General features: G+C 59.6%; 20 protein-coding genes. 14 read left to right on the top strand and 6 right to left on the bottom strand.

Annotated features, from left to right (window positions below):
- Positions 1–740: 740 nt before the first annotated feature.
- The 4 genes from B5527_RS29175 to B5527_RS29160 all read left to right on the top strand — a co-directional run bounded on the left by B5527_RS29175 (position 741) and on the right by B5527_RS29160 (position 5,921).
- Positions 741–2,684, top strand: a complete 1,944-nt coding sequence (locus B5527_RS29175; protein ID WP_079604593.1) for a PrkA family serine protein kinase — start codon at positions 741–743, stop codon at positions 2,682–2,684.
- A gap of 19 nt (positions 2,685–2,703) precedes the next feature.
- Positions 2,704–3,975: a YeaH/YhbH family protein gene (locus B5527_RS29170; protein WP_172842702.1), complete on the top strand. Its 1,272-nt coding sequence runs from the start codon at positions 2,704–2,706 to the stop codon at positions 3,973–3,975.
- A complete protein-coding gene (locus tag B5527_RS29165) occupies positions 3,972–5,516 on the top strand; it encodes a SpoVR family protein (protein WP_079604591.1) in 1,545 nt (514 codons plus the stop codon). The genes B5527_RS29170 and B5527_RS29165 overlap by 4 nt, the downstream gene beginning before the upstream one ends.
- A 219-nt stretch (positions 5,517–5,735) precedes the next feature.
- Positions 5,736–5,921 (top strand): hypothetical protein, encoded by a 186-nt coding sequence (locus B5527_RS29160; protein ID WP_079604590.1) that lies wholly within the window; start codon positions 5,736–5,738, stop codon positions 5,919–5,921.
- Between the two features lie 777 nt (positions 5,922–6,698).
- Here the strand turns inward: B5527_RS29160 and B5527_RS29155 are convergent.
- Positions 6,699–6,920, bottom strand: a complete 222-nt coding sequence (locus tag B5527_RS29155) for a hypothetical protein (RefSeq protein WP_154072594.1) — start codon at positions 6,918–6,920, stop codon at positions 6,699–6,701.
- A 240-nt stretch (positions 6,921–7,160) separates the two neighbouring features.
- Here B5527_RS29155 and B5527_RS29150 point away from each other — a divergent pair, with 240 nt between their 5' ends.
- From B5527_RS29150 to B5527_RS44660, 3 genes are all read left to right on the top strand, one after another.
- Positions 7,161–7,634, top strand: coding sequence for a tripartite tricarboxylate transporter TctB family protein (locus tag B5527_RS29150; protein WP_245332303.1), 474 nt, complete (start codon positions 7,161–7,163; stop codon positions 7,632–7,634).
- Between the two features lie 62 nt (positions 7,635–7,696).
- Complete coding sequence (locus tag B5527_RS29145; RefSeq protein ID WP_425305111.1) at positions 7,697–9,190, top strand: tripartite tricarboxylate transporter permease; 1,494 nt, start codon at positions 7,697–7,699, stop codon at positions 9,188–9,190.
- 28 nt (positions 9,191–9,218) lie between these two features.
- Positions 9,219–9,392: a hypothetical protein gene (locus tag B5527_RS44660; RefSeq protein WP_154072593.1), complete on the top strand. Its 174-nt coding sequence runs from the start codon at positions 9,219–9,221 to the stop codon at positions 9,390–9,392.
- An 8-nt stretch (positions 9,393–9,400) separates the two neighbouring features.
- Here the strand turns inward: B5527_RS44660 and B5527_RS29140 are convergent, their stop codons facing one another.
- Both B5527_RS29140 and B5527_RS29135 read right to left on the bottom strand, forming a co-directional pair.
- Positions 9,401–9,652, bottom strand: coding sequence for a hypothetical protein (locus B5527_RS29140; RefSeq protein ID WP_079604586.1), 252 nt, complete (start codon positions 9,650–9,652; stop codon positions 9,401–9,403).
- Positions 9,649–9,897: a hypothetical protein gene (locus B5527_RS29135; RefSeq protein WP_079604585.1), complete on the bottom strand. Its 249-nt coding sequence runs from the start codon at positions 9,895–9,897 to the stop codon at positions 9,649–9,651. The genes B5527_RS29140 and B5527_RS29135 overlap by 4 nt, the downstream gene beginning before the upstream one ends.
- A 480-nt stretch (positions 9,898–10,377) precedes the next feature.
- Here B5527_RS29135 and B5527_RS29125 point away from each other — a divergent pair, with 480 nt between their 5' ends.
- From B5527_RS29125 to B5527_RS29105, 5 genes are all read left to right on the top strand, one after another.
- Positions 10,378–10,887 (top strand): GDSL-type esterase/lipase family protein, encoded by a 510-nt coding sequence (locus B5527_RS29125; protein ID WP_338065043.1) that lies wholly within the window; start codon positions 10,378–10,380, stop codon positions 10,885–10,887.
- 108 nt (positions 10,888–10,995) lie between these two features.
- Entirely contained in the window at positions 10,996–12,354 is a 1,359-nt protein-coding gene (locus B5527_RS29120; protein ID WP_079604583.1) for an MFS transporter, read from the top strand.
- Positions 12,355–12,501: 147 nt separating this feature from the next.
- Positions 12,502–14,400 carry a potassium transporter Kup gene (locus tag B5527_RS29115; protein ID WP_079604582.1) on the top strand — a complete coding sequence of 633 codons (1,899 nt, stop codon included), beginning with the start codon at positions 12,502–12,504 and terminating at the stop codon, positions 14,398–14,400.
- 146 nt (positions 14,401–14,546) lie between these two features.
- A complete protein-coding gene (locus B5527_RS29110; protein ID WP_245332302.1) occupies positions 14,547–14,816 on the top strand; it encodes a septal ring lytic transglycosylase RlpA family protein in 270 nt (89 codons plus the stop codon).
- A gap of 141 nt (positions 14,817–14,957) precedes the next feature.
- Positions 14,958–15,140, top strand: coding sequence for a hypothetical protein (locus B5527_RS29105; RefSeq protein ID WP_079604580.1), 183 nt, complete (start codon positions 14,958–14,960; stop codon positions 15,138–15,140).
- Positions 15,141–15,168: 28 nt separating this feature from the next.
- Here B5527_RS29105 and B5527_RS29100 read toward each other — a convergent pair whose 3' ends face one another.
- Positions 15,169–16,416, bottom strand: coding sequence for an NRAMP family divalent metal transporter (locus tag B5527_RS29100; protein ID WP_079607586.1), 1,248 nt, complete (start codon positions 16,414–16,416; stop codon positions 15,169–15,171).
- A gap of 367 nt (positions 16,417–16,783) precedes the next feature.
- Positions 16,784–18,046 carry a hypothetical protein gene (locus B5527_RS29095; protein WP_154072591.1) on the bottom strand — a complete coding sequence of 421 codons (1,263 nt, stop codon included), beginning with the start codon at positions 18,044–18,046 and terminating at the stop codon, positions 16,784–16,786.
- A gap of 457 nt (positions 18,047–18,503) precedes the next feature.
- On the opposite strand from B5527_RS29095, the gene B5527_RS29090 reads away from it, so the two are divergent.
- Both B5527_RS29090 and B5527_RS29085 read left to right on the top strand, forming a co-directional pair.
- Positions 18,504–18,968, top strand: a complete 465-nt coding sequence (locus B5527_RS29090) for a hypothetical protein (RefSeq protein ID WP_079604578.1) — start codon at positions 18,504–18,506, stop codon at positions 18,966–18,968.
- A 76-nt stretch (positions 18,969–19,044) separates the two neighbouring features.
- The gene (locus B5527_RS29085; RefSeq protein ID WP_079604577.1) at positions 19,045–20,415 is read left to right on the top strand and encodes a Dyp-type peroxidase; all 1,371 of its coding nucleotides are present in this window, start codon (positions 19,045–19,047) and stop codon (positions 20,413–20,415) included.
- Positions 20,416–20,467: 52 nt separating this feature from the next.
- Here B5527_RS29085 and B5527_RS29080 read toward each other — a convergent pair whose 3' ends face one another.
- Positions 20,468–23,800 carry an AAA family ATPase gene (locus B5527_RS29080; protein WP_079604576.1) on the bottom strand — a complete coding sequence of 1,111 codons (3,333 nt, stop codon included), beginning with the start codon at positions 23,798–23,800 and terminating at the stop codon, positions 20,468–20,470.
- Positions 23,801–23,843: the final 43 nt, after the last annotated feature.

The raw sequence follows: 23,843 nt of genomic DNA, 5'->3' as shown, positions 1-23,843 counted from the left end.
CGACATCGGCCTTCTTTAATTCCATTCCGATGGCAGCGAAGATAAGCAGGCCGCCCGCCGTGGCGACGATTGCCGGGGCCCGTCCGAGCTTTTGGCCGGCTCCCGACCTGGCCGTCGACGGCGCGTTTGTTGCCGCCGGGGTCTGCGCTGACTCCGACATCGCCCCCGCCTCCGACCAGTCGCCCATTTAGGCGTCGTTAGCTTACCCATGCGGCAAAAGGGCGCAAAGATTTTCCGCCGGCCAAACCCGTCAGAAGGCCGGTCACTGCACTGTGATACAGCGCAAAATACGCCGCGGTTCGAGCGCCAAACCGGTCCTGAAAGAAGCGGCTCACGATCCTTTTTGAGCAAATATCCAACCAATTGCCGCAACGGAGGTGAACAAACTGTCGGATTGAGCACACCCGGAACTTCTGGAAGCTCGATGCCTCGGCATCGCTTCCATGACGTCCCGAAACAGCCCAGCTTTTGGCGGCGTTTGCCTTAGTTAACGTCCGGCAAGCCCTGCCGACTGTGCTGATCCGGATGTTGCGAACCGGCTACAACGCGCAGGAATCATATCATATATTGGCGATGACGGATCCTTTAGCACAAGTATTGCATTGCGTGGTGGAGACCGTCGCGTGTCCAATGGGCTCATGTGCTGATGCTGATTCGCGTTTCGATGCGGACAACGCTCCGGCGGCATGGTCCCAAGCGGCGCGACGAGCAGTGCGGCTGATCTTACCAGGAGAGGGATCATGTACAACGATTCTCTGTTCAACGCTTTCGCCCGGTCCTACGAGGCTCGGAGCGAGACCGACATGTCGATGGCGGAATATCTGGAGTCGTGTCGAGGCGATCCGATGCGATATGCCAATGCCGCCGAGCGGCTACTGGCTGCGATCGGGGAACCTCAAATGATCGACACGGCCAGGGATCCCCGCCTTGGCCGTATTTTTTTGAACAGGACCATGCGCGTCTATCCTGCCTTCACCGGATTTTATGGCATGGAAGAAACCATCGAGCGCATCGTCGGGTTCTTCCGGCATGCGGCGCAAGGCCTGGAAGAGCGCAAGCAGATTCTCTATCTTCTCGGGCCGGTCGGCGGCGGGAAATCGTCGCTGGCGGAACGGCTGAAGTCGTTGATGGAAGTCAATCCAATCTACGTTTTGAAGGCCGGCGACGAGCTCAGTCCGGTGTTCGAGAGCCCGCTCAGCCTGTTCGATCCGGAATCGCTTGGTCCGATGATTGAGGAAAAATACGGCATTCCCTGCCGCCGCCTCAATGGACTGATGAGCCCCTGGTGCTACAAGCGGCTCGAAGCGTTCGGTGGCGACATTTCACGATTCCGCGTCGCCAAAATCCAGCCCTCGCGTTTGCGCCAGATCGCGGTCGCGAAAACCGAGCCCGGCGACGAGAACAATCAGGATATCTCCTCACTGGTCGGCAAGGTCGACATTCGCAAGCTCGAGACGTTTGCCCAGAACGACCCCGATGCCTACAGCTATTCCGGCGGCTTGAACCGCGCCAACCAGGGGATTCTCGAATTCGTCGAAATGTTCAAGGCGCCGATCAAGATGCTGCACCCGCTGCTGACGGCGACGCAGGAAGGCAACTATATCGGCACCGAGAATATCGGCGCGATTCCCTTTACCGGTGTCGTGCTCGCGCATTCGAACGAGTCCGAATGGCAAAGCTTCAAGGCCAACAAGAATAACGAAGCCTTCATCGATCGCATCTGCGTCATCAAGGTGCCCTACTGCCTGCGGGTGACCGAGGAGCAGAAAATCTATCAGAAGCTCATTCAGGGATCGGAGCTGGCGGCGGCGCCGTGCGCGCCCGCGACGCTGGAGACGCTGGCGCGCTTCTCGGTGATGTCGCGGCTGCGCAAGCACGAGAATTCGACGCTGTTTGCGAAAATGCGGGTCTATGACGGTGAAAGCCTCAAGGAATCCGATCCGAAGGCGCGCAGCGTCCAGGAATACAAGGATGCCGCCGGCGTCGACGAAGGCATGGACGGTGTTTCGACGCGCTTCGCATTCAAGGTCCTGGCTGCGACCTATAATCACGACACCGCGGAACTGGGCGCAGACGCGGTTCACCTGATGTATGCGCTGGAGCAGTCGATCCGCCGCGAGCAGCTTCCCGAGGAAGTCGAAAAACGCTACCTCGAATTCATCAAGGCCGAACTGGTGCCGCGCTATGCCGAATTCATCGGTCACGAGATTCAGAAGGCCTATCTCGAATCCTATTCGGATTATGGCCAGAACCTGTTCGATCGCTATGTCGACTATGCCGATGCCTGGATCGAGGATCAGGACTTCAAGGACCCCGATACCGGCCAGTTGCTCAATCGCGAGCTTCTCAACCAGGAACTGACCAAGATCGAGAAGCCCGCGGGCATCGCCAACCCCAAGGACTTCCGCAACGAGGTCGTCAAATTCTCGCTGCGATCGCGGGCTCAGAATAGCGGCAAGAACCCGTCCTGGACCAGCTATGAAAAGATCCGCGAAGTCATCGAAAAACGGATATTCTCGCAGGTCGAAGACCTGCTTCCGGTGATCTCGTTCGGCACGAAAAAGGACGGCGATACCGAAAAGAAGCACGGCGAGTTTGTCGCGCGGATGACGGCACGCGGCTATACCGAGCGTCAGGTTCGCCGGCTGGTCGAATGGTATATGCGGGTGAAGCAAGCCGGTTGAGGGTGGATGCAACGTGGTTATGCACATCATTGACAGGCGCCTGAATCCGGGCAGCAAGAGCCTGGAAAACCGCCAGCGGTTTTTGCGGCGCGCCAAGTCGTTGGTTCAGGGCGCGGTCAAGAAATCCTCCCAGGAACGCGACATCAAGGATGTCCTGGAGGGCGGCGAGGTCAGCATCCCGCTCGATGGGATGAATGAGCCGCGGTTTCGCCGCGAAGGCGGCACGCGCGATATGGTGCTCCCCGGCAACAAGAAGTTCGTCGAAGGCGACATGCTTCCGCGTTCGGGGCAAGGCAGCGGGAAAGCGTCCGCGCCGGGCGAAGGCGACGGCGAGGATGCGTTCCGGTTCGTTCTAAGCCGCGATGAATTCGTCGATCTGTTCCTGGACGATCTCGAATTGCCGGATCTCGCCAAACGCAAGCTCGCCGAGGCGGAAAGCGAAGGACTTCGCCGGGCCGGCTATTCGACCTCCGGTTCGCCCGCGAATATTTCGGTGAGCCGCACGGTTCGGCTCGCTTTGGCCCGGCGGGTCGCGTTGCGGCGGCCGCGGCCGGAGACGATCGCTCAACTGGAGGCCGAACTTGCAGATTGCGACGAGGCGCGCCGCATCGAACTGATGGCCGAGATCGACGCATTGAAGGCAAAGCTTCGCCGGATTCCGTTCATCGATCCGATCGACATCCGATTTCGCCGCTTCGAAACCGTGCCGAAGCCGGTGGCCCAGGCCGTGATGTTCTGTCTGATGGACGTGTCCGGCTCGATGTCCGAACACATGAAGGATCTGGCCAAGCGCTTCTACATGCTGCTCTACGTGTTTTTGACGCGGCGCTATCGGCATGTCGAGATCGTGTTCATTCGCCACACCGATCGGGCCGAAGAGGTCGACGAGGATACGTTCTTTCACGGCCCGGCGTCCGGCGGCACCCTGGTGTCGAGTGCGCTGCAGGCGATGCACGAGATCGTCAGGTCGCGGTTTCGTCCCGCGGACTGGAACATCTATGCCGCCCAGGCCTCCGACGGCGATAATTCCAGTTCGGATGCAGCTGCCGTGGGCCGGCTGCTGACCGAGATGATACTTCCGGTCAGCCAGTTCTTTGCCTACCTGGAAGTCGGAGAGGCCGGTGGCAGCACGTTCGATATGTCCGAGTCATCGCTTTGGGCGCTGTATCAGCGCTTGCGCGCCGACGGCGCGCCGCTCTCGATGCGCAAGGTCAGCGAGCGCAGTGAGATCTTTCCGGTCTTTCACGACCTGTTTCACCGTCGCCGCAAGCAGGAGAAAACCGCGCCATGACCGCGGCAGCCGAACACCTTTTTGAAGGAGCGGACTGGGACTTCCCAAAGTTGCAGCGTATCCACGATGCCTGCGAGGAGATTGCGCGAACCGAACTGGGCCTCGACACCTATCCCAACCAGATCGAGGTCATCACCGCGGAGCAGATGCTGGATGCCTATTCGTCGGTCGGCATGCCGCTGTTCTACAAGCATTGGTCGTTCGGCAAGCACTTCGCGCACCACGAGACGTTCTACCGCAAAGGCCTCATGGGCCTCGCCTATGAGATCGTGATCAACAGCTCGCCGTGCATTTCCTATCTGATGGAGGAAAACACCGCGACCATGCAGACGCTGGTGATCGCTCACGCGGCGTTTGGCCACAACCATTTCTTCAAGAACAACTATCTGTTCAAGCAATGGACGGACGCCGAGGGGATTCTCGATTACCTCGACTTTGCCAAGGCTTACGTGGCGCAATGCGACGAGCGGCATGGCCGGCTCGCGGTGGAGCGGACGCTCGACGCCGCGCACGCGCTAATGTCGCACGGGATCGATCGCTATCCCGGCAAAAAGAAGCTCGATCTTCGCGCCGAAGAAAAGCGCGCCGGAGAGCGCCGCCTGCACGAAGAGAGCGCATTCAACGATTTGTGGCGGACCGTTCCGACGGGGCCGGTCAAGAGCGCGGAATTGCTGAGCAGCGAACGACGCCGCAGCTTGCTCGGACTGCCACAGGAAAATATCCTGTATTTCCTCGAAAAGGCGGCGCCGCGCCTGCAGCCCTGGCAGCGCGAATTGCTCCGGATCGTGCGCCACATCGCGCAGTATTTTTATCCGCAAAGTCAGACCAAGGTCATGAACGAGGGCACTGCGACCTACGTGCATTACCGCATCATGACCGCGCTGCACGATCGGGGCCTTATTTCCGACGGCAATTTTCTCGAATTCCTGCAGTCGCATACCAATGTAGTGTTTCAGCCTGATTTCGACGATCCGCGCTTTTCGGGTTTCAACCCCTATGCCCTCGGCTTCGCGATGATGCAGGACATCGAACGCATCGTTTCAAATCCCGACGACGAGGATCGCGAGTGGTTCCCCGACATCGCCGGAACCGGTGACGTGATGGCGGTGCTGCGCGATGTCTGGGCCAACTATCGCGACGAAAGCTTCATCAGTCAGTTCCTCAGCCCACGCTTGATGCGACATCTGCGAATGTTCCATCTGCATGACGACCCGAACGAACGCGCCGGCGTCAAAGTGGATGCTATTCATGATGAGCGCGGTTATCGTCGTGTTCGCCGCGAATTGGCGCGGCAGTACGACGTAGGGTTCATCGATCCCAACATCGAGGTGGTCGACGTCGACCTGGCCGGCGATCGCCGGCTGATGTTGCGCCATGCCGTCGTGAAAGACGCCCAATTGAACGAGACGGACGCCAGGCGGGTGCTTCAGCATCTTGCCGATCTCTGGAGCTATGACGTATCGCTCGTCGAAGTCGATGCCAAAAACACGGTTCTTAAAGAGTACGTATTGAGTCCGCGCGGGACCGCCGCAGCGGCGTAGGCTGCCGACCAATTGATGGCAATACTCGTCCGCCGAACGCCCGCGGGGTAGGGCGGAAATATCACGGCCTTACCGATTTCGAGTATGACATCGGCGGCAATTGCCTCCCGTCCAGCGATCCAGCCAGTTGGACCTCGTGGTCAATCTCAAGACCGCCAAGGCGCTCGGCCCTGACGAGGGGCCTCGAATAAGCGTCCCGGCACCTTAGTAGCCGCCACGATGTTTCCCTTGTTGGCCTCAAAAATGCGCCAAGCTTTGACGCTTTTGGCCACAATCGAAAACGACGATCGCGGTATGAGGACACTGGCCGTTATATCGATTTTGGCGCTGCTCGCGATTTCCGGGGCGGCCTACACAGACCAGCTTCTGACCAGCGGTCAGCAGGCCGCGCAAAGGGTAAATTGAACTCAGCCTTCTGAAGCGGCTCTTGGGGGGACGATCGCTATGCTCTCGGTGGATCAATTTCTCAGGCTTATAAGCCTGCCGGCCGTCGTTGCGGCATTTCTCATAGCATCGCAGATTTCGGGCGGAATGACTTCTCACCCGACGCCGGCGGCAATGACCAGCGAATAGTTGGCAGCACCCGGCGACCGCGTACGGGTCGCGCGAAGGCGGGCCGATGATGAATTGCGCGTCATTGACCCCTGGGTCACCGCCCCCAGCCATTTCTCAATAGTCAATGCACTGAGAGCGGCGATTGGAGCCTAGGCCTTTGGGGGCTATAGCGCCCGGCGGTGTTCTGCCAAAGCAAAGCCCTTGCGGCCGGTCTGCCCCCCTAAAATAGCTTCAAGGAAGCTGCAAGTTTTTCGGAACGAAAACGCCTGCTGCCTTTACCTCAGGGAAGGCGGGCGACGATCGATACCCCTCTAAGACGGAAATGCCGTCGCCCTTTGATTTCGTGCGTCCCAAGGTCGACTTTCGTAGCGCCGCATGGGCCCGCCGGGTCACCCAAGGCGATTGCAACCGGTCCGAAGCGCGATCGAACTACCAGGGCGTACGAGGCGAGCCCGATTGAGCTACAGGGTACCCGGGGGCGCCTGTCGCAGCATCCTTGGAAGGTCTTTATGGAAGGCAAGCATGATCCGCATTGCCTGTCCGTTCACAGGCTTATCTATTTGCAATACCTCGATCGCGAACGCGACACAGCTAGGGCTCCCCCGACAGCGCGCGGACGGCGCTCCCCTAGGCCTTCTGGGCGTCCCGCTGCTTTCGCAGGGACTTCCGCCGGGTTATTCTGGCGCGCGCGGCGCGAACGGCTTCGGTTCGAGTTCGCGGTTTCTTCTCGGGGGGCGTCGATTTGCTCTCTTCCGCCGCTTCTTCCTTCATTTCTCCCTTGGCGCCCGGCATCGCCGGCAGCATCTGCATCGGCGCCGACCGGCCATGCTCCGCCGGCTGCATTCCCATAGGCCCGGTGCTCTCCACGGGTGGTGTTGCTTTGTTGGGCATTCGGCTCAACGCGCAACGGTCATCTTCGTTCGCAGGCCACGGTCGCGGGGATTTGGCTCGAAATCGAAATCGGCCAATTCGTCGCGGCGCCAAACAGCCGTTCCGGCTTGATGAATGTCCGCTCCCCGGACTATATCGACAGGCCTCGCCTCTACGGGTAGGGTCAAAACGCTCAAAAACCGTCCTGGGAGGACACCTTTGCTGGGGAATTTCAAGCTAAAACGCGATTATTATGCCGGCGGACTGATGCTTCTGCTCGGCGTGGGAGCCGCCGTGACAGGTGCCGGCTACAAGTTCGGCAGCCTCGCCAGAATGGGCCCCGGATTCATGCCGGTCATGCTGGGCATCGTCCTGGCATTTCTTGGCATCCTGATCGCGGGCACCGCGTTGGGACCGTCGGAAGACGATGACAAGAAATTCCTTCCGGACAACCCGCAATGGTTCGGCTGGCTCTGCATCATCGGCGGTCCGATCCTGTTCATCATCCTGGGCACCTACGCCGGCATGATCCCGGCCGTATTCACCTGCGTCTTTGTCTGCGCGCTCGGAGACAAGACGGGCACCTATAAATCCTCGGCCATCCTGGCGGCCGGTGTCACTGTGTTCGGTGTGCTGCTGTTCCATTATCTGCTGAGCATTCCGTTCCCGCTGCTGCGGGGGGTCAACCTGTGATTTCAACTGCAATTACCGATCTCTGGTACGGCTTCGGTGTAGCGCTTGAGCCGCACAACCTGATGTATTGCTTTCTCGGCGTGCTGGTCGGCAACCTCGTCGGCGTGCTGCCGGGAATGGGACCCGTCGCAACGATTTCAATTCTGCTCCCGCTGACTTTCGGAATGCCGCCGGTGCCCGCGATCCTGATGCTGTCCGGCGTCTACTATGGCGCCCAATACGGCGGAGCTATCTGCTCGATTCTGCTGAACCTGCCATGTCATCCGCCTCACGCCGTGACTTGTCTGGATGGGTTTCCACTGACAAAGCAGGGCAAGGGCGGCACAGCGCTGGGTATCACCATCATCGCCGCCTTCATCGGCGCATCCTTCGGCATCACCGAGATGATTTTCCTGGCGCCGTTCCTCGTCAAGATGGCGCTCGAATTCGGGCCCGCCGAAGTCTGTTCACTGATGCTGGTGGGATTGCTCGCAGGCTCGACACTGGCGAAGGGATCGCCGCTCAAGGGCATCGCCATGACGGTTCTCGGCCTGCTGGTCGGTATCGTCGGATCCGATATCGAGACCGGGCAGCCCCGCTTTACCTTCGGGATCACCGAACTGTTCGACGGCGTCGAAATCATCGCGCTGGCGCTCGGCATGTTCGGTATCGCCGAATTCATGAACAGCATCAACAATACCGAAACCGTCGATATGAGATACGCCAAGGTCGGAATCTCCGACATGTTTCCGTCGAAGGCCGATCTCAAGCTGGCGTTCTGGCCGATGATCCGCGGCACCTTTATCGGCAGTCTTTGTGCGCTGATTCCGGGTACCGGACCGACGATTGCGTCATTTGTGTCCTACGCCACCGAGAAGAAGATATCGAAGACGCCGGAACGTTTCGGCCACGGCGCCATCGAAGGCGTCGCGTGTCCCGAGGCCTCGACGCACTCCTCGGTGCAGGGCGACTTCATCCCGACCATGAGCCTCGGCATTCCCGGCGACACCGTGATGGCGTTGCTGCTGGGCGCGCTGATCATTCACGGTATCGTTCCAGGTCCCCAGCTCATCAGCCAGCACGCGGACATCTTCTGGGGGTTGATCGCGAGCTTCTGGATCGGCAACATCCTGCTGGTTGTTCTCAACGTGCCGATGATCGGTTTGTGGGTGAAGCTGCTGAGCATCCCCTACCGCTACCTCTATCCGAGCGCGATGTTCTTCGTCTGCATCGGGGTCTATGCCGCCAACAACGACATGTTCCAGGTCGGCGAGACCCTGGTCATAGGTGTTGCAGGCTACATCCTGCTGCGTCTCGATTTCCACCCCGCGCCGATCCTGCTTGGCTTCGTGCTTGGGCCGCGTTTCGAGGAAAACTTCCGACGCAGTCTGTTGATCTCGCGCGGCGATCTGACGACCTTTATCGATCGTCCGATCAGCGCCTTCTTCCTCCTGATCTGCGTCGTGCTGATCGCAGCCCAGATTTATGTCTGGTTGCGCAAGCCGAAGATAATCGCCGAGGAGCGGGCGATCGAGGCCGAGGTACCGACAACGCGGTATTCGGAACTGGCGGGTTAGAGCAGCTTCGGAGGGGGATCCTGGGGTCATGAGGAAGCGGCTGGGCTTGATGATCGCGCTTACCGTCTTGGCCGGTTGCGCCGCTCTGGTGGCCGTCATGCTCGGACACGTCGCCCACAACGACATCGGACTGACCCGGCTGGAAATCCGGCATTCTGCGTTGATCGCCAGTGCGGTTATCGCCGTGCTTCTTGTGACTTAGCCGATCCCTCAGCCGTCCTTGAGAGTGTTCTTCACTTCTTTCACCGGCCAGTTCTCGTCCTGCGGCAATACGCGGACCCTGCTGTTGTCGCTCTCGCTGACGAGCGCATGGGAACTGGCATCGTTCGCGATGCGCACCAGGTTCAGCTCCGTGTCCGGCTGCCAGTTCAGGGTAACGTCAAGGTCACCGGGAAAGATTTGCCATTTCGATCCGTCATCGAGTTCCACCAGATGGCTCTCTGAGTGCTTGCGGATTTTCATCGATTGCCCAGCTTTCGCCTAACGGTTTGGCGTTCGCGCTCTAGCTGCTTCAGGTAGGTCAATCCTGAAACCGTCAGCCGTTCGCCGCTGGTCTCTCCGCCGCAGATCAAACCGTAGACATGCCGGGTGAGCGCTTTGCGCGCCTGAACGATATCGGCATGCTGACGGTCTCTAAAACTCTCATAGATACTCATGGCCCGTTCGACCACGGCTGGAGCGAGAATCTGTTCGAGAGGATCGGTCATTTCCGGATAAGCCTTTGGGAGAAAATTTGTTCCAGAGGACCAATTCCGAGGGCGGCTCTGTCGTGGTCGTGATCTCCGGGTTTGGCCGATCTTCGGGAGAACTGGGATCACGGCCACGGCAGGGGGTCTATTGGGCGATGGGCTGGGGGCATTAATGGCGGCCGTATTCTCGGCGAACAGGTCAAAATCGACCTGGCAAATCTTTTTCAAAACCGGGACTATCCCGTCCTGACCGACTATCATGCGATGTTCGCATGGCTGTGCCAGCGCGTGTTTCGGCTGAGAGCCGCGAGCGTTGGAAGGATTTTTGCGGGGGTCCATCCGGCCGAATTAGGGTTGGTGTAGAAGCACAGAGTCATCAACGCACCGTCGTTTATGAGGCGACGGCCAACGGCATCGAGCTTCCCCGGCCTTCTGATTTCAGGTACCAACAGGCGTCTCACTCGTTCGATTTTCAGCGATTTTTTCAACGAGAAAAATATGAAAGCACGTTTTCTTCACCCGATGCTCATTGGATGCTTGACGCTGTTCGGGGCGATCCTGCTGCTTGGGACACCGGCGGAGGCGGCCACGGTCGTAGCGCTCGGTGCAAGCAATACCTACGGCAAGGGCGTCGCGCGCAACCAGGCCTATCCCGCGCAGCTCGAGGCAATATTGCGGGCGAGGGGGTCCGGCGTCCACGTGGTGAATGCCGGGATCAACGGCGACACCACGGAAGGGATGCTGAGACGTTTAGACCAGGCCGTACCGAAGGGGACGAGTGCCGTTATTTTGCAACCCGGTGGAAACGACCGGCGAAAGGGAACGGTTGACCGGACGGCGGAGATTCAAAGCCGCCTTTCTGCCCGAAATATTCCGGTCATCATGCTCGGAAACAGCATGTTTGGTGGATTGCCACACCAGCCCGACGGCGTGCATCTGACTCCCGAGGGCTGTCACATGCTGGCTGAGTCACTCGCTGCCCAGGTGGCGCGTGCGGTTGGCCATTGAGCGTTGCGACCGCGGCAGCGATCGCGGCCATCGCAGCGTTTGCAGGGTGATTGCCGCAAATGCACCCTGGGGTGCGATACCCGTGAGTGACATTTGAAATGCCTCGCTTTGTCATTTCCTGAGGACAGATCGCGTGCGACGCCGGATGACCGTTCCGCAGACACGGCGGAGGCTGTCGCTGTCGGTCCCGCCGACCTGTCACGTCCGGTGCGCCTGCGCATTTTTCTTTATCTCGGCATCTTGATCGTTCTGTTGGCTCTCGGTGGACCTTCAGGCGGCCTGATCGATATTCCGATCAGCTTCTTTCTGAAGAATAGGCTGCACCTGACAGCGCATGAGGTCGCCAATTTCCGATTAGCAGCTGCGATCCCTCTATATCTCTCGTTTGTGTTCGGATTTATCCGCGATACATGGAATCCGCTCGGGATGCGGGATCGCGGATTTATGCTGGTGTTCGGCGGAATCAGCGCCTTGCTCTACGTTTTCTTCGCGTTCACGCCCATGGGCTACGCAACACTGTTTGCCGCCGTCGTCCTGCTGACGACCTCATTCCTTTTTGTCGCCAGCGCTCAAAACGGACTGACTTCGGCGATCGGACAGCAACACGCGATGACCGGGCAAATCAGCGCGGTGTGGAATGTCTTTCTGTCAATTCCCACTGTGGTGGCGTTGCTGATCGGGGGCTCGCTTAGTGACCTGCTCGAAGTCAAAAACCCTGATCAGGCCGTCCGTATCCTGTTTCTTGTAGGCGCAGCGATCATGACCGCCGTGGCCCTCTATGCGCTGTCGAAGCCGCGAGAGGTATTCGACAACGTCAGGGTCGAAAACGTGACCGACGGTCACCCGATGGCGGATGTGAAGCGGCTGGTCCGTCACCGGCCGATTTATCCGGCTCTGCTGATCTGGCTGCTCTGGAATTTCGCGCCCGGTTCGGCCACCCCGCTTCAGTATCACCTGCAGAACAGCCTGCATGCCACCGATGCCCAATGGGGGCAGTGGAATGCGATCTTCGCCGCCTCGTTCATTCCGACGTTCATCGCGTACGGATTTCTCTGCCGCAGGTTTCCCCTCAAAACGCTGTTGTTGTGGGGGACCGTTGCTGCCGTTTCACAGATGATTCCGTTGCTTTTCATTCATACGATGACGGGGGCCCTGATCGCCGCGGTACCCATCGGCCTGATGGGCGGAGTCGCCACCGGCGCCTATATGGATTTGATCATTCGCTCCTGCCCTCGCGGCCTGCAGGGGACGACGCTGATGATGTCGAGCAGCCTCTATTTCGTCGTTTCGCGATTTGGTGATGTTCTCGGGACCAGCCTTTATGACCACTTCGGCGGCTTTACGGTCTGCGTCATCGCGATCACGATCGTCTATGCCCTGATCCTTCCAACCCTGCTGCTGGTCCCAGAGCGGCTGATCGCCACCCCCGACGGGCAAACGACTGGGTTCGGGCTGGCCGCGGAATAGGGCCCGGAAGCACGCGGTCGGTTGGAACAATCGGCCCGTCGGTCGTTTAGCTGTCGCAATGGAAGGCGATAATTGCACGAAACCGATTGGCTGTTGCTCTGAGTTCGGCTTATCTGCTGCTGATACCATCACAGAATTGGCGGCACATTGAGCGAAACTCCAGCACCCCTTGCGGTCGAAACTGCCCGGCAACCTCCGCAGGGCAAGCTGCCCGTTCTCGCCCTGTCGGCACTCGGCATCGTGTTTGGCGATATCGGAACCAGTCCGCTCTATACGTTCAAAACCATTCTTGGCACGGCTGAAGCTTCGCCCGACGCAAGTGTTGTCCTCGGCGCGCTTTCGCTGGTGCTCTGGACTCTCTTCATCATCACCACCGTGAAATATGTCTCGTTTGCCATGAGCGTCGACAATGACGGCGAGGGCGGCATCCTTGCCTTAATGGCCCTGTTGGGGGTGAAGAAGCAGCATCGGCCGACCATCGTCGCCTTCGGCTTGTTCGGAGCGGCACTGATCTACGGTGACGGCGCCATTACACCGGCGATCTCGGTGCTGTCGGCGCTGGAGGGCATCAACATGGCGACACCCGCCCTGCAGCCCTGTGTCGTTCCCGCCGCCGTCGCCATCCTGGTCGCGCTCTTTGCGATTCAATCACGCGGAACCGCATCGATCGGTCACTGGTTTGGCCCGGTGATGCTGGTCTGGTTTCTCGCAATGGCGGCGATGGGGATTTCCGGCATTGTGCAGCATCCTTCCGTATTCGCCGCACTCAACCCCGCCTACGGCCTGTCCTACCTGCTCTCGCATGGCGCAACAGGCTTTCTGGTGCTGGGCGCGGTATTTCTCTGCGTCACCGGCGCCGAGGCGCTCTATGCCGATATGGGACATTTCGGCAGGGGACCAATCAAACTGGCCTGGTTCGCGGTGGTCTTTCCAAGCCTGATCCTGAACTATGCAGGACAGGCAGCGCTCGTGCTTGAAGGCGCCCCGACGGACGGCAACATCTTCTTTCGGCTCTGTCCCGCGGTTCTGCTGATCCCGCTGATTGTGCTGGCGACGGTGGCGACAATCATCGCCAGTCAGTCGATCATCACCGGCGCCTTCTCGATGACACGGCAGGCGATCCAGCTCGGCTGGTTGCCGCGCCTCTCGATCAAGCAGACCTCATCGGAAGGGTATGGGCAGATTTACGTCGGCGCCGTCAACTGGCTGCTGATGATTGTGACCGTCGGGTTGACGATCGGCTTTGGCAAATCCGACAATCTGGCGGCCGCCTACGGCATCGCCGTGTCGCTGACCATGCTGATGACGTCGGCGCTGCTGTTCATTGCGATGCGCGAGATCTGGGGCTGGAGCCCGTTGGCTGCCGGCTCAGTCGCGGGGTGTTTTCTTGTCGTCGACAGTGCCTTCTTTCTTGCCAATCTCACCAAGATCGCCGAGGGCGGATATGTCCCGTTGATCCTGGCTGTGTTGGTCTACAGCGTGATGTGGATTTGGCACCGCGGCTCCGCGGCTGTCGCGGAACGGATACACGAAGCGCTGATCCCGGTCCCGGAATTCATGGCCAAGATCGCCGCAAGAAACATGCCGCGCGTTCCCGGCACGGCCGTGTTCCCGACCCGGACCGACCGGGATACGCCGCCGGTTATGGTCTGGCACGTCAAGCATAACCGCGCCCTGCACGAGCATCTGTTCGTGCTGCGCGTGGATACCTTGTCAGTGCCCTGGGTCGCATCCCGCAACCGAATTGCAATTACGGAAGTCGCACCGAATTTTTGGCGCGCCGAAGCGCATTTCGGGTTCATGGAGCGGCCACATATTCCGGAACTGCTCGCCGCCAGCAAAGCGCTGGGGTGTACGATCGACCTCGACGATGTCACCTATTACGTCGGCCACGAGACGGTGATCGGACGCGAGGACGGCAAAGGCTTGCCCGCCTGGCAGGAGCAATTCTTCGCTGTGATGGAGCGCAACGCTGTCCATATCAGCGACTTCTTCAATCTCCCCACCGATCAGGTCGTCGAGATCGGGCGGCAGATTGCCATCTAGGCCCAACGTTCAACTATAGGCGCGCCGTAGCGGGAACTTAGTTGTTCATCCGGCGTTCGTAACCGATGAGTGTCTTAAAATTGTCCGTAGCAGTAGCAGTTGTGTTGCTTTCAATGGCTACGACCTCGCTTCGCGCTGAAAACGGAATGGCTTCGTTCTACGGCGGCGGTCGCACTGCGAGCGGCGAGGTAACAGGTCCGACGGGACTTACAGCCGCTCATCGCACGTTGCCGTTTGGCACAAACGTGCTGGTGACGAATTTCCGTAACGGAAAGACCGTTATCGTGCGGATAACGGATCGCGGCCCCTATGGCCGTCGTCGCATCATCGACGTAAGCCGTGCTGCCGCGCGCGAACTCGATATGATTGGCAACGGCACAACTTTGGTCAGCGTAGTTTTGCTAGAACCGCACTGAGGCGTGCGGTGAGGCTGGCTTGATTGATCCCGCGACGCAAGCGTGAAATCAGCCGATGATGACACCGAACGATTGTCCGAGGCGAAACTTGAGTCGGTGCTAGACCATTTTGAATAGCAGGGAACCGCGATGACAAGTCATATGCCGCCCATCCCGCCAGGGAATCGAAGCAACAAGGGACCCAAACCCGCCAATGCGGATGCCGCCCGTGATACCTCGGTGAAGGAGGATCATGCGCAAAATACCGCCGAACAGGGCGACACTGCCAACATCAAGCAAAATACGACGAACAAGGGCTTCTATCAGGGCCGGCGGGTGAAATAGCCGCAACCGCTCTATGCGAGTTAGCCTCCTATCCCAGGAGGAACGAACAAAACAAAGCAACAACCGCTACCGCCATCAACCCGGTACCGACCCAACCCAAAACAACTAGCCAGCGCTTGGCTCTGAACCGTCCCATCAGTCTGGAATTCGTGACGATCACCATCATCATGGCCATGATCGGAACCGCGACGATTCCGTTAAGCACGGCGCTCCAGACCAGCATGTGAATGGCATCTATTCCGGTAAAGCCGAGCCCGAATCCGATAACGGTGGCGGTTGCGATAATCGTATAGAATCCGACTGCATCCGGAGCTTTTGCTTCCAGCGTGGCGTGCCATCCGAAGGCTTCGGACACTCCATAGGCAGCGGAGCCGGCCAGCACCGGGATCGCCAGCATGCCCGTGCCGATAATACCGAGGGCGAAGAGCAGAAAAGTAAAATCACCTGCCAGCGGTCTCAGGGCTTCGGCAGCTTGCGTTGCCGAGTTGATGTTGGTGACGCCGTTGGCGTTCAAAACGGCGGCGGTGGTCAGAATAATTGAGAAGGCGATCACGTTGGAGAAGATCATGCCAACTGTTGTATCGATCTTGATGCGGTCAAGCTCCGGGTCACCCCCTCTGGTCAGATCCCGAAGCGGACGGCTTATTCGGCCCTGATTCATTTCCTCGACTTCCTGCGAAGCCTGCCAGAAAAACAGATAGGGGCTGATGGTGGTACCCAGAACGGCCACCACCATCAGGAAATAGTCCGCGTTGATGGTGGGCTTTGGCCAGATCGCCGCCAGCAGCGCAGTGCTCCAGGGAATGTTCACGGTCAGCGCGGTCGCTACATATGCGAACAGCGTGAGGGTCAGAAATTTCAGCACCGGTGTATACCGGCGGTACGGCACGAAGACTTGCAGCAAGGTCGATGCCGCTGCGAAGATCAGAGCATGTTCGTGATTGAGGCCGCCGATCACAAGCGAGAGCGATTCTCCCATCGCGGCGATATCGGCCGCGATGTTGAACGTGTTGGCTGCGACCAGCAGAAAAACCAATGCCAGCACCAGCCAGCGCGGCGCCACCTCCATCACATTGGCGGCGAGTCCCTTGCCGGTTACCCTGCCGATGCGTGCGCTCACCAACTGGATTGCAATCATGAACGGCGTTGTCAAAAACACCGTCCAAAGCAGGCCGTAACCAAACTGCGCCCCGGCTTGCGAATAGGTTGCGATGCCCGATGGGTCGTCATCGGCGGCGCCGGTCACCAGGCCCGGCCCGAGCAACCGAAGCACCATATTCACCGGCTTTTTGGCTTTTACGGTCTTGGTCTTCTTGGTCTCCAAGCGAATGGGTTCGGCCATGAAATCCTTTGATGTTCGAGATCAATTGAATCGGAAAGCGTGCGCGATTGACATTCGTGGTTTTTCGCCGGCAATCAAGAAAATTCAGGGTTGCTCGCCGCGAGTTCCATTCGAAAGAAGCCGCTTTTTGGATTTTAGAAGGCCATCGCGTGCGGCTATTTCGTCAACGCGTGCTCGATATGACTTGGTCCGGCGTTAACACGGGTTTGCCGTCTCGTCGCCGGCTGTACTGATTCAGTTTCTAACAAGCAAAGTAAAAAGCCCCGGCATCGGCCGGGGCTTTTGTTGAGCCATTGCGTCCTTAGCCGCCGCTCGTTTTGGGTCGCCAGTCCACAACCCCGTAGACGACGCCAAGCAAGATGCCGAATCCCATCTCAAACCCTGGGCAGGCGTGGGTCGGATGAGGCGACACGCTTCGATTGCCGCCGAACAGCGGATGGACGTCCGTGATGCCGTTACCGAGGTCTTCCTGAGTGGCCCTCACGACGCTGAGATAAATCTTGTCGCCCGCATGGACCTGCACCGGATGTGTGGTTCCGAGCGTGTGGTCCTTGACCGCCATGCGCCACAGCGCGTCCGGCGTGGGCGTCATCTGCATCGTCTCTTGCATCGGCTGTTCGATCACCTCGTGGGCGCGAACAAACTCGTCAGGCTCGGTGCTGCTTTTGAGCTTTGCCTGCAGCGCCAGCAGCGTCGCGGTTTTTTGCCAGGTCTTTACGATGGTGACGAGGTTGCCGTTGATCGTCGGCAGCGCGCCCATCATGACCCCGACAATGGTCCGCGCCAGCAGGTCGTCATCGCCGGGACTGTTTGGAAATTCCTCGAACAGCGCCTTGGTAATGGAGCCGAGCGGAGGGTTTCCCGAGGCGCGGCGCGCAGCCACGAACTTGCCGACCGCCTCCCTGAGGATCTGGCCGGTTCGTTGGCCGAGGAAGGTGAGCAGGACATCCGGGTCGGGATGGACAATGTAACCGGAAGGAGGGGTGTAATCGCCCGGGCAGCGTCCTGGCGGAAGAACATTTGCCAACCGAAAGCCACCCGCCCTCACGAATTCCCCGTCGGGTATATCGAACCAATAGTTGCACAAGGCGGCGAAGACGACATCCGAAATCTCCTGGATGTCGAAGGCGCCGGGATCTGGCAACGCAGCGAGCGCGGCACGCGTCTCCTTCAGTGCGCGTTCGAACGCCTCCCTCCTGGTGACTTTTCCAATCGCTTCGTTGGATCTGGTCGATTGCTTTACGTATTCCGGTCCCCAATCCATGCCGAGATAAATCAGCCCAATGCTTTGGTTCATGCGCGCCTGATAGCCCTCGATGGTATAATTTCCGTCTGCGTTGAGCAGAACCTGCATCACCAGTTCTTTGCTGGTCACCAGAATGCCATCCGAGGTGCGCCCGACGCCGCCTTCCTGCTCGACCGCCCAGGAGCCTGCAGCCTTGGCATGTTTTTCGGAAAGGTGGTCAAGCACCAAACCCCACATCGAACTGAGGCCCTGAGCGGTTGTCCTTTCAAAACTACGCAGCTTGTCGATAAGGCTCGGTCCATCGGCAGTTTGCGACATCGGATTCTCCTCCAAAGTTATCGCGCGGTATAGCTCGCGCTATGATGCAATCGATCAATCATCGTGTCTTCGGGTCGGCGGTTAACGCCGTCGTACGCCCACCAGCAGGGCTCCGACCGGCAAGTCCGGAAAGCCACTGCCGGGCATCGCGAAAAATAGCCAGGAGCGGAGCGAGTAGGGCGTTGATCATTGAAAAGCCCGCTTAAAATCAAAACGGTCATTTCTTGGCTTCAATATTTTTATTGGCCTCTATGTTTTTTGGCCTCTATACTGAGAGGTTGCACATGACCTGTTTCTGAACCGGTCGTTGTGCAGTTTGCTGGTTGAACTTGATATTTGCAATGAAATTGTGGGCGGTCCTGGGTGGGCCGATCCGGCGCGGAATGGAACGTAAGGGTCCGCTTCCTCGCGTGTTGAATACAGCCGAACAGGACCCCGCAGCGAGGAGAACAAGGCCATGGCACATGCGTTGAATTTGACTTTTAAAATCAAGCAGGACGCTGAGACACTTCAGAAACTCCAGGACGTAAAAAAGGTTTTCGCCAGCCAGATTCAGCCAGCGATCGACTCGGTGCTCACGTCGTGCAAGCTCGTTCATTTCGCCCGCATCCTGGTGATTGACGATCGCTATATGATGGTCCTGACCGAGTATGACGGAGATCACCTGGCCTACACGGAATTCTTTCGCGTAAATCTGCCCGACGTGTTCAAAATGATGTTTTCTCTCGCGGAAGGTGCCCCGCCCTGGGATCAAATCAACAACCAGAACGATTTTTTCAACGCTTCGAAAGTTCTGCAGGTTCGATCGCTCGGCGAATCGACGACAGGTGAACCCGATGCTAACGGCGGTGTGGCGGGGTATTTGTTTTCAGCTTACGGCCAGAGGGAAGTGAAAGACATATTGGCGAAACTCGCCGACTAGGGGCGCGTCGCGCGCGATAGCTCTTCCTGTCTTTGGCGGCGATCGCCCGTGCAGCGCTGCTGCAGTGGAGGAATCAATGGGCCGGCCGTTCGATCGGAGCAATGTTCAGGCCATAATCCTGAAGCCCTGCGCCTATCCGATCTCGCGGCATCTGATCTTTTCGATCGGTAACAAGAAGGGTGCACGCGCGTTCGTGAGGGAATGGGTTGATTCCGTAGCGCACGGTGGTCGCGATCTGAGCGCAACGCCTGAGCCGCTCATCAATATCGCCATCAGTTGGACCGGCCTGGTGAAAATCGGAGCGTTCGACGATAACGGCGGCGTCGATCAGGCGGCAGCGGCTTTTCCCTGGGATTTTCGCGACGATCCGCATCAGGAATCCCTCGGCGCGTTCGGCGCCGGTGCACCGGCCAATTGGTGGGGACAGCAATTCAAAAGCGCCGACATCGATTTGATTTGCCACCTCTACTGCATGACCGAAGCGGCCCTCGAAAGCACAACAACATGGCTTCGAGAATCCGCGGCCAGGACGGGATTGCGGGAGCTGTTTGCCTCGTCCGGTGGCGAGGCAATAACCGGCAGGGCCTATGACGGGCGTAAGCTGCATTTCGGTTATGAAGACGGGATCTCGCATCCGCCGATCAACTGGGACGATGTCCCCGACAGGCCGGATCTGTTGCCGCGCGGACAATTCCTGCTTGGCGATTGGCTGGAAAATGCACAATCGTTTCCGAAAGACGATCCGTGGAAGGCGCTGACGACGGATGGATCATATGTCGGATATTTCTGGCTGCATCAGGATGTGGCCGCCTTTAACAAATTTCTCAGGGAGCGGGCTCCCGTCGCCGCACCTCATTTGCCGCAGGGCGATGCCGAGGAATGGCTTGCGGCAAAATTGATGGGGCGCTGGCGCGACGGGACGCCTTTAAGCCTGTCTCCCGACGGGATGAACCCGGCGCTGGCGACGGCGAACGACTTTGGATATGCGGATGATCCCAACGGGCTCAAATGCCCTTTCGCCGCGCACATCCGGATTGTTAATGGCCGGGATCAGCCGCTGAATTTTGTCAACAAATCCATGTTTCCCGCCGGATTCCCGCGTGTGCTGCGCCGTGGATCGCCTTATGGGCCACCCTTGACCGGCGAGACGGACGACGGATGCGATCGCGGAATCGTCGGAATGTTCCTGTGCGCGAATATCAATCAACAGATCTATTCCCTGACCCGCTGGATCGGAAAGACCGATTTCAGCGACGTGTACCGCGACCGACACGGCCAGGATCCCCTGGTCGGCAACCGGTCGATACCCAGTGCATCAACAACCTTCAGCATTCCCACCGACAAGGGCACGATTGCGATCAAGGGACTGATTGATTTCGTGAGACTGCAAGGCGTCGCATTCCTGTTGATGCCAAGTTTGCAAACGTTACGACATTTGTCGATTTGAATGCCCAGGCAGCGACGGCTGCCGATCACGGCCGCGCGGAAGACCCTCTCATTCAAACGATCCCTGCAAGCAAGGCGCGTGCATTGCGGACATCGCTGGTCGTCTCGCCGCCTTCGATCGTGGCCAGGATCGGCTCCAGCAGCGCGCGGCCATCACGATCCGACGCGGTGTCGCGCCAAAGCCGGGCGAGGTCTGTCGCAGCGCGCAGTTCGAGTAGGCGGGCTTCCTGGTTATGGGCGACCTCAATTGCTTTTTTGAAAAAGGCCTCCGCGCGCAGCCGGTCCGGCCCCGGCCGCCTGAGCGCAACATGCCCGCTGAGCCGATGCAAATCGGCAAGCCAATAACCTTCCCCGGATTGTTCGACGAAGGCGAAGCCATCTTCCAGATCCGCCCCGGCTCGGGCCACATCACCCGCCATCAAAGAAGCTTCGGCGAGATTGCATAGAAGCAAGGAACTGGCGATGAGCCCACCCGCCGATCGGACCCCATCGAGGGCGGCGCGATGAGCGGCGATGTTTGCCTCAACCGGTTCGCGCATGGCGCGGGCGTAGGCGTAGTGATAGCTGGCCAGCAGGCGGATCTGCTCGACCTTTTTTTCGGCGCAATAGGCAGCGAGCTCGGCGCTATCGCGTTCCAATGCCTCAAGATCGCCCAGCACCAGCTGGGGCCAGGTGCCGGCGCAAAACGTGGCGGAGGCGATCGTGGTGGCATGCCCGTGGCTTGAAACTTCGGTTCTCACCTGTTCGCTGAGTTGCGCGGCGCTGTCGAGAAGGCCGAGTGACAGCCGCACCAATACTTCGAAACAGAGAACAGCGAGGCTTGGATCCCATCCGAAACGGTAGCTGAGCGCCCTTTGCCGGCGCGGGTCGCGGTATTTCTTGCCCCTCTGCAGGCTCTCGAGCGCTTCGCGGTTCTGCCCCGCATAATATTGATTGGTGCCGAGCATACGGTAGGCGACAAGCTGGTAGGTCGGGTCGTCCTGCCGTTCGGCGACTTCGATGATCTGATGGGCGAGGTCGAGCGCCGGCTGCATTCGCGCCCTTAGGGTGGTGGCGGAGCAAAGCCCGAACAGAATCGAAACGCGCTGCAAATTGGTGCCGACGCCTCGGTCCAGCAGCTGTTTGGCCGCGGTCAGGGCGACGAATGTTTCCGGTGCGGAAATGCTCTTCAGCGGCACCAGGGCGTTGGCGCGGGCGACCAGAAGCCCCAGTTCGAGGGCGTCGCGTTCCGGTCCCTCCCTCACGCGCGGGATCAACGCCAGGCCGGCGCTGGCGTGACGCTCCGCTTCCGTTGGGGCCGACTGCGAGAGCGCCAGTTCCGCCGCCGCTAACCAGCAGGGCGCCGCCTGTTCGGCGAGACCCGCCTCGGTGAAATGATGGGCGATAATGGCCGGCGGATATTCCTCGTCGGCGAAATGCTGCTTCAGCGCCAGCGCGATGTCGGCGTGGATGCGCTGACGCCGGCTGCGCAACAGCGAGGCGTAGGCGGCATCTTGCACCAGCGCATGCTTGAAGATGTAGCTCGTCATCGGCGCGTCACCACGCTGATAGATCAGTTCGGCTTCCATCAGTTGGTGCAGGGCATCATCCAGTGCCCGCCCCGTGATCGGCGATACCGCTTCCAATAGATTATGAGAGAACTCGCGCCCAATCACCGCCCCGACCTGGGCGATCTCCTTGATCGGCGACAGGCGATCCAGCCGCGCCGTCAGTGAGTCGTGCAAGGTCGATGGGATGGCCAGCGGCGTCAGTGCGGAGGCCAGGACATAGGTCCCGTTCTCCTCGCGCAACAGGCCGGATTCGAGCACGCTCTTGGTCAACTCCTCCATGAACAACGGCACGCCGTCGGTCTTGGCCACGATCTGCTCAAGCACTTCCGTGGGCAGCGTCCTGCCCGATGTAATGCGATCGATCATCGTTACGGCCTGGCTTCGCCCAAAGCGGTTGAGCGAGAGGGCGGTGACATGCGCGCGGCCGACCCAGGGAGCTACAAACTCCGGCCGGAACGTCATGATGAGCAGCACGGGCAGGTGCTGTATTTTTTCGACGAGCCGGCCGAGCAGATCGAGTGAGGTGGGGTCGATCCAATGCGCGTCTTCAAGCAGCATCAGCAGCGGCACTGTTTTCGCAAGCTCGACCACCAGAGCGATCATCGCGGCGATGGTCCGCTCCTTCACCTCGCTTGGCGCCATTTCGAGCGCCGGATACCGCCCTTCGGTCGGGATCGCCAGCAGGGATGCCAGGTAAGGCGTGATCCCGCCACTTTCGAGGCCCGTGCGTGCGATCATCGTCTCCAGTTTGTCCAGCCGCGCGGCAGGTGCTTCGCCGCTCGCAAAACCCGCGCCGCGCCAGATCTGGCCGATCACCGGATGGAACGCGTCGTTGACGTGATGCGGCGAGCATTGATAGCGCAGCGCAAGGTGGCGTTCACTGCCGATGCGCTCGCGCAGCGTTGCCAGGATGCGCGACTTGCCGATGCCCGCTTCCCCCGACAATAGCGCGACCTGACCCGCGCCCTCCGTGGCACTGCGCCAGCGGTCAAGGAGCAGCGCGATCTCGTGCTCGCGGCCAACGAACGGCGTCAACACCTCCGAACGCGACGCTTCGAACCGGCTGACATTTTCGATCTCGCGCACGACTGACCAGGCTGGAACCGGAGCTCTGAACCCCTTCAGCTCCTGTAGCCCGAGCGCTTTCAGTTCGAAGGTCTTGCCGAGTAACCGTCGCGTCGATTCGGAGATCACGACGCTGCCAGGCTCGGCCATGGCTTGCAGTCGCGCGGCCAGATTCGGCGTATCCCCCACGACGCCGCGCTCGAGCGCTTCGCCTTCGCCGATGAGTTCGCCCACCACGACCAGGCCGGTGGAAATGCCGATGCGCACCTCCAGCGGGACGCCCCGTTCGCGACCGAGTTTGCCAACAGCTTCGTTCAGCGCGATGCTCGCCCTCGTCGCCCGTTCGGCGTCATCTTCATGCGCACGGGGATAGCCGAAATAGACCGTCGCGCCGTCCCCCGTCCATTTGGCGACATGGCCGTCAAAGCGCGCTACGGCGGTCGCGACCACGCCCTGAAAAGCGCGGAGCAGGTCGCCCATGTCCTCCGGGTCGAGTTGCGCCGTCAGTGCAGTCGAGCCGACGAGATCGCAAAACATCACGGTCAATTGACGTCGATCGGCGGCGTCCTGCCGCTGCACCTTGATCGGTGCATCACCGGCAAGCTCGCGGATTGCCCGCAGCATCTTCAATCTGTGCCCGAGCGAAACACCCAGGTCTTTGAGGTGCTGATCGGTCAGCTCGGGCAGAACGTCGATGTCGATCTCGCTTTCGCGAAAAGCAGCTTCGTATTGACCGAGGCCGAGACCGCGTAGCCAAGTCCCGACATCCATTTATGCTCGCCCCCCAACTGGCGCCGGTGGATGATGGGCCGGG

It is taken from the genome of Bradyrhizobium erythrophlei (assembly GCF_900129425.1).
GTDB classification, from domain to species: Bacteria; Pseudomonadota; Alphaproteobacteria; order Rhizobiales; family Xanthobacteraceae; genus Bradyrhizobium; species Bradyrhizobium erythrophlei_C.
The sequence above is the reverse complement of the archived record's forward strand: the minus strand, read 5'-3'. Positions and strand labels throughout refer to the sequence as shown.

Coding starts and splice junctions, on each gene's coding strand:
- B5527_RS29140 (WP_079604586.1), bottom strand. CDS start 9,652: ATGAAAATCCGCAAGCACTCAGAGAGCCATCTGGTGGAACTCGATGAC.
- B5527_RS29095 (WP_154072591.1), bottom strand. CDS start 18,046: ATGTCGCAAACTGCCGATGGACCGAGCCTTATCGACAAGCTGCGTAGT.
- B5527_RS29175 (WP_079604593.1), top strand. CDS start 741: ATGTACAACGATTCTCTGTTCAACGCTTTCGCCCGGTCCTACGAGGCT.
- B5527_RS29100 (WP_079607586.1), bottom strand. CDS start 16,416: ATGGTGCTTCGGTTGCTCGGGCCGGGCCTGGTGACCGGCGCCGCCGAT.
- B5527_RS29090 (WP_079604578.1), top strand. CDS start 18,504: ATGGCACATGCGTTGAATTTGACTTTTAAAATCAAGCAGGACGCTGAG.
- B5527_RS29155 (WP_154072594.1), bottom strand. CDS start 6,920: ATGGGAATGCAGCCGGCGGAGCATGGCCGGTCGGCGCCGATGCAGATG.
- B5527_RS29170 (WP_172842702.1), top strand. CDS start 2,704: ATGCACATCATTGACAGGCGCCTGAATCCGGGCAGCAAGAGCCTGGAA.
- B5527_RS29160 (WP_079604590.1), top strand. CDS start 5,736: ATGTTTCCCTTGTTGGCCTCAAAAATGCGCCAAGCTTTGACGCTTTTG.
- B5527_RS29105 (WP_079604580.1), top strand. CDS start 14,958: ATGCCGCCCATCCCGCCAGGGAATCGAAGCAACAAGGGACCCAAACCC.
- B5527_RS44660 (WP_154072593.1), top strand. CDS start 9,219: ATGAGGAAGCGGCTGGGCTTGATGATCGCGCTTACCGTCTTGGCCGGT.
- B5527_RS29085 (WP_079604577.1), top strand. CDS start 19,045: ATGGGCCGGCCGTTCGATCGGAGCAATGTTCAGGCCATAATCCTGAAG.
- B5527_RS29125 (WP_338065043.1), top strand. CDS start 10,378: ATGAAAGCACGTTTTCTTCACCCGATGCTCATTGGATGCTTGACGCTG.
- B5527_RS29145 (WP_425305111.1), top strand. CDS start 7,697: ATGTATTGCTTTCTCGGCGTGCTGGTCGGCAACCTCGTCGGCGTGCTG.
- B5527_RS29110 (WP_245332302.1), top strand. CDS start 14,547: ATGGCTTCGTTCTACGGCGGCGGTCGCACTGCGAGCGGCGAGGTAACA.
- B5527_RS29080 (WP_079604576.1), bottom strand. CDS start 23,800: ATGGATGTCGGGACTTGGCTACGCGGTCTCGGCCTCGGTCAATACGAA.
- B5527_RS29165 (WP_079604591.1), top strand. CDS start 3,972: ATGACCGCGGCAGCCGAACACCTTTTTGAAGGAGCGGACTGGGACTTC.
- B5527_RS29135 (WP_079604585.1), bottom strand. CDS start 9,897: ATGACCGATCCTCTCGAACAGATTCTCGCTCCAGCCGTGGTCGAACGG.